We start from the raw sequence: 14,164 nt of genomic DNA, 5'->3' as shown, positions 1-14,164 counted from the left end.
CGAACAAGTCGTAAGAAATGGAGGTGCGTGAATGAAGGTGGACATTTGGTCCGAGGTGACCTGCCCCTGGTGCAGCCTGGGGAACCACCGGGTGGCCAAGGCCATCGAGCGGTTCGAGCACGCGGACGAGGTGGAACTGGTCCACCACTCGTTCCCGCTCAGCAGCAGCTTCCCCGAGGGGGACACCTTCTCCGTCCGCGAGGCCCTGCTCCGCCAGCACGGTATGGGCGGCACCCAGGCCGAGACCTCGACCCGGCGGATCGAGAAGCTCGCCGCCAGCGAGGGCCTCAGCCCGTACCAGGTGCTGGACAACAAGGTCGGCAACACCGACCTGGCGCACGAGTTCCTCGCCCACGCCAGCGCCCAGGGCAAGAACCGCGAGGCCTGGGACGCGATCTTTGCAACCCACTTCGGCAAGGCCGAGCCGGTCTTCTCCCTGGACGACCTCCTGGGGCTCTCCGACGAACTCGGCCTGGACCGCGAGCAGACCCGCCAGGCCCTCACCGACCGCCGCTACCGCCAGCAGGTCCGCGACGACGCGGCCCGCGCCCAGCGCCTGGGGGCGACCGGCGCGCCGTTCATCGTCGTCGACGACCGCTACGGGATCCCCGGTGCCCAGGACAGCGACAGCCTCCTTGAGGTGCTGCGCAAGGCCTGGGACGACAGCCACCCCCTCACCCTCGCCGACGACGCGGGCGACGCCCCGGCCTGCGGACCGGACGGCTGCGCCGTCCCCGAGCGCACCTGAACCCAGCGGCTCAGCACCACGGCATCCACCATCCGACGCTGGAAAGGCCCAAAACCTCTCATGTCGCACCTGCTCCACGATGCCGTCGGTGTTCAAGGCGTGGCTGGACCAGATCATGGTCGCCGGGCGCACCTTGAGCCACGCGGGCCCCTCGCCGGTGGCCGGTCGCCCCGCCACGGTGATCTCCGCCCGCGGCGGTGGCTACGGCCCGGGCGCCCCGAAGGAGGGCATGGACCACCTGGTGCCCACCCTGGAGCGCCTCCTGGGCGAGGCCACCCTCGGCCTCGACGTCAACATCATTCTGCCGGAGCTGACCATGGCCCCATACGTGCCGATGATGGCTCCGCTGCTGCCGATGCACGAGGCGTCCATGACGAAGGCGCACGACGAGGCCCGCCGCCTGGGCTCTGCCCTGACCGGTCGGCCGGCCGCCTGATCCACCCCTGAACTGCCCGAAAGGCGTTTGATCACCATGAGTAACCTCCTTGTCCTCGGCGGCAGCGGCCGTACCGGCGCCCACGTCCTGGAGCACGCGGCCCAGCGCGGCCACCACGTCCGCGCCCTCGTCCGCAACCCCGACAAGGTGCAGGCACCGGCCGGCGTCGAGCTGATCCAGGGCACCCCCGCGAACATCGACGACATCCGCCGGGCCGCCGAAGGCACCGAGGGGGTGATCAGCGTGCTGAGCAACGCCCGCGCCTCCGACAACCCGTGGGCCAAGCCGGTCAGCCCGCCGATGCTCATGACCGACGCCGCCCGCAACACGCTCACCGTCATGGGCGAACAGGGCATCCGCCGCATCGTGCTGACGTCCTCGCAGGGCGCGGGCGACGACTGGGCCCGGCTCAACCCGCTGGTCAAGGCGTTCATCAAGCTGTCGAACATCAAGGCAGGCTTCGAGGACCACACCGGCGTCGACCAGGTCGTCCGCGCCTCGTCCGGCATCGACTGGACCCTGGCCCGTGCCGTCGCCCTGACCGACAAGCCCCTGAGTGGTCCCGTGCGGGCCGCCGAGGCCGACTCCGAGAAGCCGGGCGCCCGGATCAACCGCGCCGACCTCGCCCAGTTCATCGTCCAGACGATCGAGGACGACGCCTGGATCCGCAGGGCGCCCCTGGTCTGGAACACCCGCGGCTGACGCCCTCGGGCGGTCCGCCATGAACCGGACCCTGTTCCACCCCACCCCACCACCGCACCGCAATCCGAACAGTGAAGAGGAGAACATCCCATGTCCAAGGTGATCGCCATCTTCGGCGCCGGCAAGGGCCTCGGCGCCTCCGTCGCCCGCCGCTTCGCCCGCGAGGGTTTCCGTGTGGCGCTCGTCGCCCGCGGCAAGGAGCGTCTCGACGCCCTCGTCGAGGAGCTGAAGGCCGAAGGCATCGACGCGGCCGGTTTCACCGCCGACCTGTCCAAGCCCGAGCAGGCCGGCGCCACGGTCCAGGCCATCCGTGACCACTTCGGTCGCATCGACGTGGTCGAGTACGGTCCGATCAGTGGCGAGCAAGCCTTCGCTCCCGCCGCGAAGCTGGACGCGGCCACCCTGCGCAAGGACAGCCCGCTGCTCCTGCTCACCCCGGTCGAGGTGGCCCAGGCCGTGCTGCCGGAGTGGAACGAGCGCGGCGACGGCGCCTTCCTGATGACCACCGGCGCCACGGCCGGCTTCCCGCGCCCCTTCGCCAGCGGCGTCGGCCCGCTCATGGCAGCCGCCCGCAACTGGCTCTTCTCGCTCAACGGCGAGCTGGCCGACGCCGGCATCTACGCCGGCACCCTGTCCATCGCCGCGTTCATCGCCCGGAGCGAGATGGGCGAACTCGCCGCGAAGAGCCTGGCCGAGACCGGCTCGACCGGCACGGGCCCGCTCGTCGACCCGGACGCGCTGGCCGACCAGTACTGGGACATGTACACCAAGCGTGACCGCGTCGAGCAGCTCTTCCCCGAGTACGACGCCGCCTGATCACGCCCCTGAACTCCGGCCCCGGCCACGGACCACGCACAGTCCGCGGCCGGGGACAGACCAGTTGCCCGGGGCCCGCTGGTTCAGGCTCGGTTCGTCGCCGAGGGCGTACGATCCGCGCCTGTCACCGCTCGCCCGCCTCGCGAGCCCGTCGGTCCGCCTCCCCCTTCTCCACCCTGGACAGGTACGCGTCGACCAGGGCCCGGACGTCGTCATGTCTCGAAGTTGCCCTGCCGGTAGGAGGCGAGGACGGCGTTGGTGCGCCGCGACGAGATCACCTACGTGCGTCCCGCCTCCGGCACCACCGCGCTGCTGCGCTACAACGCACCGATCGGCTCGTACGAGCTCTGCACCCGCCTGCTGGAGCAGACCGGCGTCATGTTCACCCCCGGCGCCGCATTCGACATCGAACACACCGTACGCATCGGCTTCGCCGACGAGGCCGAGACCCTGCGCACCGGACTGCACCTCGTCGGACAGTTCCTCGACCGCTTGGCGCAGGTGTAGCAGCCCATCGTCGGTGAGCAGCATCGGAAAGTCACCAACCGCATCCGCCGCAGCACGCCCACCGGGACGCGGCCGATGAGCATCGCCACCAGGGCCCCGATCACCGCCGTGTTGGGGGACACGCCGAGCGACGTGATCAGCACGATGCCGATCAGGGCGCCGAGCACCGACATCACGACGGTGAGGACGAGGGTGACGGGTTCGAAGGCGCTGGGGTGCCGCTCCGGTGGAGCGGCCGTGGCCGCTGGGGCGGCGGCCGGGGACTTCGGGTTCACGTGGGGCTCCTGCGGGGACGGGGAGGGCAGGCCCCAGGCGGGTTCACCCCGTGGGGGTGAGGGCCTGGAGGTGGGTCATGGGTCCGTACATCCCGACCAGCCGCGCGAACTCCTCGGGGTCGTGGAAGCGGACGGCGCCGCGGCCGAACTCCTTGGCGGTCTCGACCGCGAACCGGGCGGCGGCCGCGATGTCGGCCTCGTGGCTGGCGCCGGTCGCGCATCCGGCGACGGCGGTCGCGGCGGTGACGGCGAGGCCGACGACGGGGGCGGAGGTGGCGACGGCGGGCTGGAGGATGGAGTTGATGTGGTGCACCCCGTTGCCGTACGGGGTGATGTCCTGGGTGGTGATCGGCAGGATGCGCGCGGGCTCGCCCGTGACGGTCTCCAGGAGGCCCACCAGGTCCTCGCTGACGCGCAGGATCCAGCCTTCGCGGACCGTCGGGGACAGGGCGACACCGCGGTGGTTGAGCAGCCGGTTGCCCTTGGTGGTGTCGATGGAGACGACCGCGTCCATGGCGGACGAGATCTCCTCGCGATTGCACACCAGTGTGTCGACCGGGGAGTCCATGAACGGCACCGGGTCGTGGGGACGGGTGGGGGCGTCCCCGCACACATGAGTGGAGATCATGACGTCGCCGTCCAGGACGTCGCCCCGGGCGTGCATGTCCAGCAGCTTGGCGGCGGCGGACAGGGCGGCCACCGCGCCGTCCGCGTCGGAGACCAGCCCGACCCGCTCGGGGCGGGCGCCCACCCCGCCGAGCCGGCCGAGGACGCCCAGGGTGGGGGCGTCGCCGCCGCCGGTTTTGCCGTGGCGGCCGGGGACGGTCACGGAGACGAAGTCGGTGCTGCCCTGGTCGCCCTCGACGGTGCGCACCTCGATCTCCGGCGCCTGCTGGGGGTCGGCGCCGGCCGCGACCTGGACCTCGCGCAGATGCTCGGCGAGCAGTGCGCCGCTGGTCTGCGGGCGGTCGAGGAGTTCGATGATCTCAAGGACGTGTTTGAGCACGGGGGCCTCTCGGGGGGGGGAGCGGGGGGGCGGCCAGCGTCCGCCCGGTGTGACCCAGGGCGCAATGTTTTCTCTCTATGCGGGAATGTTTACGCTTCCGTCATGTCCGACGAGACCCCCGTAACCGGCGCACCGCCGCTCCAGACGGCGGACCGCGTGCTGAACGTCCTGCTCGCCTTCGACCGGGAGCGCCCGGAGTGGGGCGTGATGGAGGTCGCCGCCGAGTTCGGCCTCGACAAGTCGGTGGCGCAGCGGCTGCTGGCCGCGCTCGCCCACCGGGGCTTCCTGGTCTCCGACCGGCGCACCCGCCGCTACCGGCTGGGCCCGGCCGTCTGGCATCTGTCCCGGGTGTGGGAGCGCGGTGGCGGCATGGCCAGCCTGGTCCGGCCCGCGCTGGCGGTCCTCGCCCGGGAGGCGGGGGTGAACGCGCTGTTCGCGGTCCCGGACGGGGTGCACATGCGCTGTGTGGCCGCGGTGGACGGGGCGACCGGGCCGCTGCGCTACTACGTGCTGGCGGGCGAGCTTTACCCGGCGCACGCGGGGGCCACCTCCCGCGCGTACTTCGGCATGCTCAACGCGGACGACCGGGCCGCGCTGATCTACGGACGCCCGATGGCCCGGTTCAGCGAGCACACGCTGACCGACCCGGTGGCGTTGGAGGAGCGTTTCGCCCAGGTGCGGCGCGAGGGTTTCACGTACTCCGAGGGCGAGTACGATCCGGAGACCGCGGCGCTGGCCGCGCCGGTCCTGGTGGGCAGACGCCCGGTCGGCACCCTGACGCTGGCCGCCACCCAGGAGGTGCTGCGCCCGCGCCGGGACGACCTGGTGGCCCCGCTGCTCCAGGGCGCGGCGGACCTGGGCAGCCTGCTGACCCCGGCCCGGCCGCGGCAGGTCCCGCGCCGTGGCCTGCGCTGACCGCGTCCCTGACGCCCCCTACGTACGTACCGGAAAGGCCCCTCATGCAGTTGCTGCTGCTGTCGAACTCCACCGCGCCCGGCCGCGGTTACCTGGAACACGCCCTGGAGGAGATCGCCTCCGCGCTGGGCCGCGCCCGCGAACGGGTCTTCGTGCCGTACGCGCTGGCGGACCACGACGCCTACACCGCCCAGGTGGCCCGCGCCCTGGAACCGCTGGGCATCACGGTGACCGGCGCCCATACCGCCGCCGACCCGGCCGCGCTGATACGGGAGGCGGAGGCGGTGTTCGTCGGCGGCGGCAACAGCTTCCGGCTGCTCAAGGCTCTGCACGGGCACGGCCTGGTGCGCGCGATCCGCGAGCGGGTCGAACGGGGCGCGGTCTACATGGGGTCGAGCGCCGGCACCAACATGGCCTGCCCGACCCTGCGCACCACCAACGACATGCCCATCGTCCAGCCGCCGAGCTTCGACGCGCTCGGCCTGCTGCCGTTCCAGATCAACCCGCACTACCTGGACGCCCGCCCGGACACCGCCCACATGGGCGAGACCCGCGCCCAGCGCCTGGAACAGTTCCTGGAGGAGAACGACGTGCCGGTGCTCGGCCTGCGCGAGGGCACCTGGCTGCGCCGCGACGGCGACCGGCTCACCCTGGGCGGCATCGAGGCCGGGGCCGTGCTCTTCCGCCGCGGTGGGGAACCGTCGGAGCTGCGGCCGGGCGACGACCTGAGCGCGCTGCTCGACGGGACGCCACGGTTCGACACCACCTGAGCGCGCGTCGGTGCAGATGGCTCGGACTGAACTCCGCTATCCGATATGCGGATAGAGCACATCTGTCAACGGACACTTTCCGGTCACATTGTTGTCGCGCCCCTGACAGGTCGAGTCCAATGATGGCACTCTTCCCTCGACCGAGGTGCAGCACAGCTCATCACCGCCCTCGGGCCACCCCCCACACCCCCGGTCGCACCGTGGCCTCGCCCAGTCCTTCGTCTGCGGCCGGGCGAACCCGGTAACGCCGGAGGCACCCGTACCACGTGCTCCGCCATGTCCTGCCCGGACGGCCGCGCCACCTCGCGCGGCCAGCGCAGAAGGAGTCAGCGTGAGACCCTTCCCCCAACGGCACCTCAGACCTCGCACATCCCACCGACGCGGCGCCGCGACCGGCGCCCTGGTGGCCGCCGCCGCGATGATCGTCGTCGGTGTCCAGACCGGCCCCGCGACCGCGCGCGGGGGCGATGAGGCCGCGGCCCGTGCGGGCGGCACGATGGCCGCCAAGGCCCGCCCCGGCGCGCTGCCCGCGCAGCTCTCCCCCACGGCCCGCACCGCGCTGATCCGCGCCGCCGACACCGCCTCGGCGAAGGCCGCCACCGCGAAGACGCTGCGCCTCGGGGCCCAGGAGAAGCTGGTCGTCAGGGACGTCACCAAGGACGCCGACGGCACCACCCACACCCGCTACGAACGCACCTACGCCGGGCTCCCCGTCCTCGGCGGCGACCTGGTCGTGGACCGCGCCAAGGGCGGCGCGGTGGAGACGGTCGCGAAGGCCACCAAGGCCCGGCTGACGGTCGCGACGACCACCGCCGCCGTCAAGCCCGCCACCGCCGAGCAGGCCGCCGTGAAGGCGGCGAACGCGCAGGGCTCGCGGAAGAGCGACGCGGAGCGGGCGCCGCGCAAGGTGATCTGGGCGGCGGCCGGCACGCCGACGCTCGCGTACGAGACCGTCGTCGGCGGCCTCCAGGAGGACGGCACGCCCAACGAGCTGCACGTCATCAGCGACGCGGCCACGGGCAAGAAGCTGTTCCAGTACCAGGGCGTCAAGAACGGCACCGGCAACAGCCAGTACAGCGGGCAGGTCGCCCTCGGCACCTCCGGCAGCGCGGGCTCGTACAACCTGACCGACACCGGGCGCGGCAGCCACAAGACGTACAACCTCAACCGCGGCACCTCGGGCACCGGCACCCTGTTCACCGACGCCGACGACGTCTGGGGCAGCGGCACCACCTCCGACGCGGCCACCGCCGGGGTCGACGCGCACTACGGCGCCGCCGAGACGTGGGACTACTACAAGAACGTGCACGGCCGCACCGGCATCCGGGGCGACGGCGTGGGCGCGTACTCCCGGGTCCACTACAGCAGCGGCTACGTCAACGCCTTCTGGCAGGACGCCTGCTTCTGCATGACCTACGGCGACGGCTCCGGCAACGCCAAGCCGCTGACCTCGATCGACGTGGCGGCGCACGAGATGAGCCACGGCGTCACCGCGGCCACCGCGAAGCTGGTCTACAGCGGCGAGTCCGGCGGCCTCAACGAGGGCACGTCCGACATCTTCGCCGCGGCGGTCGAGTTCTACGCCGACAACGCGTCCGACGTCGGCGACTACCTCATCGGCGAGAAGATCGACATCAACGGCGACGGCACCCCGCTGCGCTACATGGACAAGCCCAGCAAGGACGGCGCGTCCAAGGACAGCTGGTACTCGGGCGTCGGCAACGTGGACGTGCACTACTCGTCCGGTATCGCCAACCACTTCTTCTACCTGCTCTCCGAGGGCAGCGGCGCCAAGGTCATCAACGGCGTCAGCTACAACAGCCCGACCTCCGACGGGCTGCCGGTCACCGGCATCGGCCGGGCCGCCGCCGAGCAGGTCTGGTTCAAGGCGCTCAGCCAGCGCATGACGTCCAACACCAACTACGCCGCCGCGCGCGAGGCGACGCTGTGGGCGGCGGGCGAGCTGTACGGCCAGGGCAGCGCCCAGTACAACGCCGTGGCGAACGCCTGGGCCGGGGTGAACGTCGGCGCCCGCATCTCCGACGGCGTCACCGTCACCCCACCCGGCGACCAGACCAGCATCGTCGGCCAGGCCACCAGCGTGCAGATCAAGGCCACCAGCTCCAACCCGGGCGCGCTGAGCTACGCGGCCACCGGGCTGCCGGCGGGCCTCGCGCTCGACTCCGCCAGCGGCCTGATCTCCGGCACCCCGACCACCGAGGGCTCCAGCGCGGTGACCGTGACGGTGACCGACTCGGCGGGCAGGACCGGCACCGCGTCGTTCACCTGGACCGTCAACACCACCGGCGGCAACGTCTTCGAGAACACCACGGACTTCGCCATTCCGGACGGTGGCGACGCCATCACCTCGCCGATCACCGTGAGCCGCGCCGGGAACGCCCCGTCCGCCCTCCAGGTGACCGTGGACATCACCCACAGCTACCGCGGTGACCTGGTCATCGACCTGATCGCCCCGGACGGTACGGCCTACCGGCTCAAGAACTCCAGCATCTTCGACTCGGCGGACGACGTGAAGGCCACGTACACCGTGGACGCCTCGTCCGAGACCGCCGTCGGCACCTGGAACCTGAAGGTCCAGGACGTCTACTCGTCGGACTCCGGCACCCTCAACGGCTGGAAGCTGACCTTCTGACGTAACGCAGGAACACCCACACCACCACACCAGAACCAGGCGCCGCCAGGAGTGACCCGACTCCTCCTGGCGGCGTCTCCATGCGCAAGTACATGAACAATTTCTGCCAGACCCGCCAGGAAACCCGTGACATGTCTGCGACTTGTGTGACAGTCTGCCCACGCATTACGCACCAGTACCTCTTGTTCAGTGCCGCGCCGCGCTTCCCGCTGCCCGGCACTGACCCCCCACAGCAACGAGGGAGTTAGCGTGAGCAAGACCTTCAGCATGCCCATATCCGGGGGCGGCAGGCGCCGTTCGGCGATCACCGCCGGTGCCGCTGTCGCCACCGCGGCGCTACTGGCCACCGGACTGACCAGTGGATCGGCCGGTGCCGCACCGGCCGACGCGGACGCCAGGGCGGGCGCCCTGCCCGCCAAGCTCACCGCGTCCGCCCGCGCCGAGCTGCTGCGCGACGCGAACGCCACCAAGGCCGACACGGCGAAGACCCTCGGCCTCGGCGCGAAGGAAAAGCTGGTCGTCAAGGACGTCATCAAGGACGCCGACGGCACCACCCACACCCGCTACGACCGCACCTACGACGGACTCCCCGTCCTCGGCGGCGACCTGGTGGTCCACCAGGCCAGAAGCGGCAAGGTGAACGGCGTCAGCAAGGGCACCGAGGCCACCGTCAAGGTCGCCACCACCCGAGCCGAGGCCGCCCCCGGCAACGCCGCGCGGACCGCGGTGAAGGCCGCCGAGGCGGACGACACCACGCAGGCGAAGGCGCGGACCCCGCACAAGGTGATCTGGGCCGCGACCGGCAAGCCGGTCCTGGCGTACGAGACCGTCGTCGGCGGCGTCCAGAAGGACGGCACCCCGAACGAGCTGCACGTCATCACCGACGCGGCCACCGGCAAGAAGCTCTACGAGCGCCAGGGCGTCGAAACCGGCAGCGGCCAGAGCGAGTACAGCGGCAAGGTGGAGCTGGGCACCTCCAAGGAGGGCAGCGGCTTCACCCTGACCGACGCCGACCGGGGCGGCCACAAGACCCTCAACCTGGACAACAAGGAGGAGGGCGAGGGCAAGGCGTTCACGGACGAGGACGACGCCTGGGGCAACGGCAAGGGCGACGACCCGCAGACCGCCGCCGTGGACGCCCACTACGGCGCCGCCACCACCTGGGACTACTACAAGACCGTCCACAAGCGTGACGGCATCGGCGGCGACGGCAAGGCCGCCACGTCCCGCGTCCACTACGGCGACAACTACGTCAACGCGTTCTGGGAAGACTCCTGCTTCTGCATGACGTACGGCGACGGCGAGGGCAACAAGGCCCCGCTGACCGCCATCGACGTCGCGGCGCACGAGATGACCCACGGCGTCACCTCCAAGACCGCGGGCCTGGAGTACACCGGCGAGTCCGGCGGCCTCAACGAGGCCACCTCCGACATCTTCGGCACCGCCGTCGAGTTCAGCGCCAAGAACACCGAGGACCCCGGCGACTACCTCATCGGCGAGAAGATCGACATCAACGGCGACGGCAGCCCGCTGCGCTACATGGACAAGCCCAGCAAGGACGGCCAGTCCGCGGACGCCTGGTCCGAGAAGGTCGGCGACCTCGATGTCCACTACTCCTCGGGTGTCGCCAACCACTTCTTCTACCTGCTGTCCGAGGGCAGCGGCGCGAAGGAGATCGGCGGCGTCAAGTACGACAGCCCGACCTCCGACGGCAAGAAGGTCGAGGGCATCGGGCGGGACAAGGCCGAGAAGATCTGGTTCAAGGCCCTGACCACGTACATGACCTCCACGACGGACTATCACGCGGCGCGTGAGGCAACCGTGAAGGCCGCGAACGACCTCTATGGGAAGGACAGCGCCGAGTCCAAGGGCGTGGAAGCCGCCTGGGCCGGGGTCAACGTCAAGTAGCAGCAACGGCGTTACCGATGCGTAACGCACGACATGCGGCCGGTGCCCGGGGATTGTCCCCGGGCACCGGTATGTTTTCTTCACAGCAAAGACACATCTTTGCCCGGTTGACCGATACATCGGCCAACCTCCCATGACAACAGGAGATACGCGTGGATTCACGCTCGACGTCTGCCATATCCGGTATATCCCGTCACAGACGCTCGCGTACCGCCCTCGCCGCCGGAGCGGCCACCCTGGCCGCCTCCCTGCTCGCCGCCGGTGCCACCGCGGCCCCCGCGGGCGCGGCCACTCCGAAGTCCGACACCGCCGCGTCCCTCGGGCTCGGCGGCAAGGAGAAGCTGATCGTCCGTGACGTCGTCAAGGACGCCGACGGCTCCGTCCACACCCGCTACGAGCGCACCTACGACGGGCTCCCCGTCCTCGGCGGCGACCTGATCGTCCACCAGGCGCCGAGCGGCGCCAAGGAGGGCGTCACCAAGGCGACCGACGCGGCCATCAAGGTGGCCGACACCCGCGCCTCCTTCGCCGCCTCCGCCGCCCAGCGGACCGCCCTGGCCGCCGCGAAGGCCGCAGACGTCACCGGCGCCACCACCGAGCGCGCCCCGCGCAAGGTGATCTGGGCCGCCACCGGCAAGCCCGTCCTGGCGTACGAGACCGTCATCGGCGGCCTCCAGAAGGACGGCACGCCGAACCGGCTGCACGTCATCACGGACGCCGACAGCGGCAAGAAGCTGTACGAGTACCAGGCCATCGAGACCGGCACCGGCACCGGCCAGCACAACGGCAAGGTCACCGTCGGCTCGGTCAAGAGCGGCAGCCAGTGGCTGCTGAAGGACACCGCGCGCGGCGGCCACCAGACGTACAACCTGAAGCACAAGGAGAGCGGCAAGGGCTCGGCGTTCTACGACGCCGACAACGTGTGGGGCAACGGCAAGCCCACCATCGCCCAGACCGCCGCCGTGGACGCCCACTACGGCGCCGCCATGACCTGGGACTACTACAAGAAGGTCCTCGGCCGCAACGGCATCAAGGGCAACGGCAAGGCGGCCTACTCCCGCGTCCACTACGGCACGGGGTTCGTCAACGCCTTCTGGGACGACGACTGCTTCTGCATGACCTACGGCGACGGCGAGGGCGACAAGAAGCCGCTCACCTCGCTCGACGTGGCCGGCCACGAGATGAGCCACGGCCTCACCTCGGCCACCGCCAACCTGGAGTACAGCGGCGAGTCCGGCGGCCTGAACGAGGCCACGTCCGACATCTTCGGCACCGCCGTCGAGTTCTACGCCAAGAACGCCAAGGACCCCGGCGACTACCTCATCGGCGAGAAGATCGACATCAACGGCGACGGCACCCCGCTGCGCTACATGGACAAGCCCAGCAAGGACGGCCTGTCCTACGACTACTGGAAGAGCGGCGTCGGCGAGGACGACCCGCACTTCACGTCCGGCATCGCCAACCACTTCTTCTACCTGCTGGCCGAGGGCAGTGGCCGCAAGGTGATCGGTGGCGTCACGTACAACAGCCCGACCAAGGACGGCCGGGTCGTCAAGGGCATCGGCCGCGCCAAGGCCGAGAAGATCTGGTACAAGGCCCTGACCACGTACATGACCTCGACCACCAACTATGCCAAGGCGCGCACCGCGACGCTCAACGCCGCGAAGAAGCTGTACGGCGCGAACAGCACCGAGTACAAGACGGTCAACAACGCCTGGGGCGGCGTCAACGTCAAGTGACGCCCTGACCGATGCCCTGAGCTGACGATCGGCCGGGCGGGTCCCGTGACCCGCCCGGCCGGAAGCGGCCGCGGCCCCTCAACCCGCCTGACAGGCCCGCTGGTTCTCCGGGACGGAGCACGGCAGATGACCGTGCTTCTCGATGACGTTCCGTCCGGTGTCCCCCGCGAGATAGTCGAGGAACTTCGAGGTCAGGGAGTTCGCGGGCGGCCGCGTGTAGGTGTACGCGTACTCGGGCTCCCAGAAGGGGTACGTCCGCGTCCGCACCGTCTCGATGGAGGCCACCCGGCCGTCCAGCCGCGGCAGCCGGACGTCGCCCCCGGCGGCGCCTTCCTCGGCGGAGCGCAGTTCGGCGTAGCCGATCGCGCCCGGTGTCCGGGCCACCGTCTTCAGCACCTCCTGGGTGCTGTCGAGTTCGCAGCGCACGGCCGTGTCCTTGGCGAAATTCGGGGTCCGGCAGTTGTCGGAGGTCCGTGAGATCTCATTGCCGCCCAGCACCCGGTCCTCGAACACTCCGCGCGTCCCCGACTTCGCGTCCCGGCTCACCAGTCGCACCGGGATGTCGGGGCCGCCGGGCAGCTGCTTCCAGTTGGTGATCCGGCCCGCGTACAGCTCGCGCAGGTCCCGGAGCGAGAGATCCGGCAGAGGTACGTCCTTGTTCACCACCATGGTGAAGACGGAGAGCGCCACCAGATGCTCCTTGAGCCTCGCGTCCCCCTCCCCGTCCGGGCCGTCGGAGAAGGCGAGGTACGAAGGGAACCCGCTCTTCGCCGCCTCCCCCGCCTCGCGCAGCGTGCCGGTACCGCGCCCGCTGCCCTCGGCCCGCACCTCGACCGTGGCCCCCCGGCAGTCGCTCTCGTACGCCTTGCCGAGATCCCGTGCCACCGGGCTGAACGCGGTCGAGCCGACGACCGTCAACGTCCCCGCGGCGCATCCGCGCGGCGGCGGATCGTCCTGCCACAGCTGCGAACTGAACGACTGGAAGAGCAGCAGGGCCAGCAGGCTCCCGATGAGCCCCAGCACCCGGTTGCTGGGCCGCCGGAACTTCTCGTTGTTCCGGATCCTGCCTTCCTTGATGCGCCCGCCCACATGCGGCGGCTTGTCGGTTCCGGCGCCCGTCAGCAGCACCAGCAGCTTGAAGTGGTCGCCCTTGTTCAACGGCACCCGCGGCAGGGAGATCTCGTTGCCCGCGCAGACGAGCCCGGGGTTCTCCGGGGTGCCGCGCTGTGGCAGATGCCGCAGCAGATCCGGATGGCTGGGCTCGGTGACCGCCACGTCCCGCACGGTGCGATTGGGAAAGGTCGCGGTGAGGCCGCGGTGGTTCGTCGCCGGCGCGGTGATGTAGTCGTCCGCGTCGATGCTGCGGAAGCCGTCGTTCTCGATGCGCAGCAGCACCAGTGAGGCCCCGGCCAGATCCGGGGTGTTCTCCAGCATCCCCAGCCGCTGATGGAGCTGCCCGTCCTCGGCGCTGTCGTCTATCAGCGTGTCCATCTGCACGCGGAACCCGATGCGTTTCCGCCCCGGGATCAGCCGCTCGTACGACAGTCCGCCGAGCGTGACGACGACACCGAGGAGCGCCAGCAGATTCTCCGGAGCCAGCAGCTGTTCCAGCCACTCCATGTCCATATCCCCCGTCGGACGCATGTCTTGGGGGGAGAATGTACGATCCCAAAACGGACATCGGGCGGC

Annotated in this window: 12 protein-coding genes; 10 read left to right on the top strand and 2 right to left on the bottom strand. The window is 70.6% G+C overall.

The window, feature by feature from the left end:
• Positions 1–31: 31 nt before the first annotated feature.
• From ACH4SI_RS11280 to ACH4SI_RS11260, 5 genes are all read left to right on the top strand, one after another.
• Positions 32–748, top strand: coding sequence for a DsbA family protein (locus ACH4SI_RS11280; RefSeq protein WP_398295123.1), 717 nt, complete (start codon positions 32–34; stop codon positions 746–748).
• An 88-nt stretch (positions 749–836) separates the two neighbouring features.
• The gene (locus ACH4SI_RS11275) at positions 837–1,184 is read left to right on the top strand and encodes an NAD(P)H-dependent oxidoreductase (RefSeq protein WP_398295121.1); all 348 of its coding nucleotides are present in this window, start codon (positions 837–839) and stop codon (positions 1,182–1,184) included.
• A gap of 36 nt (positions 1,185–1,220) precedes the next feature.
• Entirely contained in the window at positions 1,221–1,886 is a 666-nt protein-coding gene (locus tag ACH4SI_RS11270) for an NAD(P)-dependent oxidoreductase (protein WP_398295119.1), read from the top strand.
• Between the two features lie 90 nt (positions 1,887–1,976).
• Positions 1,977–2,702: an SDR family NAD(P)-dependent oxidoreductase gene (locus ACH4SI_RS11265; protein WP_398295117.1), complete on the top strand. Its 726-nt coding sequence runs from the start codon at positions 1,977–1,979 to the stop codon at positions 2,700–2,702.
• Positions 2,703–2,960: 258 nt separating this feature from the next.
• Positions 2,961–3,209, top strand: coding sequence for a hypothetical protein (locus tag ACH4SI_RS11260; RefSeq protein ID WP_398295115.1), 249 nt, complete (start codon positions 2,961–2,963; stop codon positions 3,207–3,209).
• 318 nt (positions 3,210–3,527) lie between these two features.
• On the opposite strand, the gene ACH4SI_RS11255 is transcribed toward ACH4SI_RS11260, so the two are convergent.
• Complete coding sequence (locus ACH4SI_RS11255; RefSeq protein WP_398295113.1) at positions 3,528–4,490, bottom strand: DUF1177 domain-containing protein; 963 nt, start codon at positions 4,488–4,490, stop codon at positions 3,528–3,530.
• A 102-nt stretch (positions 4,491–4,592) separates the two neighbouring features.
• Here ACH4SI_RS11255 and ACH4SI_RS11250 point away from each other — a divergent pair, with 102 nt between their 5' ends.
• From ACH4SI_RS11250 to ACH4SI_RS11230, 5 genes are all read left to right on the top strand, one after another.
• Positions 4,593–5,405 (top strand): IclR family transcriptional regulator, encoded by an 813-nt coding sequence (locus ACH4SI_RS11250; protein ID WP_398295111.1) that lies wholly within the window; start codon positions 4,593–4,595, stop codon positions 5,403–5,405.
• A 44-nt stretch (positions 5,406–5,449) separates the two neighbouring features.
• Positions 5,450–6,175, top strand: coding sequence for a dipeptidase PepE (pepE, locus tag ACH4SI_RS11245; RefSeq protein WP_398295109.1), 726 nt, complete (start codon positions 5,450–5,452; stop codon positions 6,173–6,175).
• 418 nt (positions 6,176–6,593) lie between these two features.
• Positions 6,594–8,828, top strand: a complete 2,235-nt coding sequence (locus tag ACH4SI_RS11240) for a M4 family metallopeptidase (RefSeq protein ID WP_398295253.1) — start codon at positions 6,594–6,596, stop codon at positions 8,826–8,828.
• A 267-nt stretch (positions 8,829–9,095) separates the two neighbouring features.
• Positions 9,096–10,736 (top strand): M4 family metallopeptidase, encoded by a 1,641-nt coding sequence (locus tag ACH4SI_RS11235; RefSeq protein WP_398295251.1) that lies wholly within the window; start codon positions 9,096–9,098, stop codon positions 10,734–10,736.
• 152 nt (positions 10,737–10,888) lie between these two features.
• Positions 10,889–12,475 (top strand): M4 family metallopeptidase, encoded by a 1,587-nt coding sequence (locus ACH4SI_RS11230; RefSeq protein WP_398295107.1) that lies wholly within the window; start codon positions 10,889–10,891, stop codon positions 12,473–12,475.
• Between the two features lie 78 nt (positions 12,476–12,553).
• On the opposite strand, the gene ACH4SI_RS11225 is transcribed toward ACH4SI_RS11230, so the two are convergent.
• Complete coding sequence (locus ACH4SI_RS11225) at positions 12,554–14,095, bottom strand: phosphate ABC transporter substrate-binding protein (RefSeq protein WP_398295105.1); 1,542 nt, start codon at positions 14,093–14,095, stop codon at positions 12,554–12,556.
• Between the last annotated feature and the right edge of the window lie 69 nt (positions 14,096–14,164).

This window comes from Streptomyces sp. NPDC021212, assembly GCF_044332925.1.
Taxonomy (GTDB): domain Bacteria; phylum Actinomycetota; class Actinomycetes; order Streptomycetales; family Streptomycetaceae; genus Streptomyces.
This window is presented reverse-complemented; position numbering and strand designations above follow the sequence as displayed.

Bases quoted from the DNA above. Each gene is read 5' to 3' on its own strand.
- ACH4SI_RS11280 (WP_398295123.1), top strand. From the start codon at position 32: ATGAAGGTGGACATTTGGTCCGAGGTGACCTGCCCCTGGTGCAGCCTG.
- ACH4SI_RS11270 (WP_398295119.1), top strand. From the start codon at position 1,221: ATGAGTAACCTCCTTGTCCTCGGCGGCAGCGGCCGTACCGGCGCCCAC.
- ACH4SI_RS11265 (WP_398295117.1), top strand. From the start codon at position 1,977: ATGTCCAAGGTGATCGCCATCTTCGGCGCCGGCAAGGGCCTCGGCGCC.
- ACH4SI_RS11250 (WP_398295111.1), top strand. From the start codon at position 4,593: ATGTCCGACGAGACCCCCGTAACCGGCGCACCGCCGCTCCAGACGGCG.
- pepE (WP_398295109.1), top strand. From the start codon at position 5,450: ATGCAGTTGCTGCTGCTGTCGAACTCCACCGCGCCCGGCCGCGGTTAC.
- ACH4SI_RS11240 (WP_398295253.1), top strand. From the start codon at position 6,594: ATGATCGTCGTCGGTGTCCAGACCGGCCCCGCGACCGCGCGCGGGGGC.
- ACH4SI_RS11235 (WP_398295251.1), top strand. From the start codon at position 9,096: ATGCCCATATCCGGGGGCGGCAGGCGCCGTTCGGCGATCACCGCCGGT.
- ACH4SI_RS11225 (WP_398295105.1), bottom strand. From the start codon at position 14,095: ATGGAGTGGCTGGAACAGCTGCTGGCTCCGGAGAATCTGCTGGCGCTC.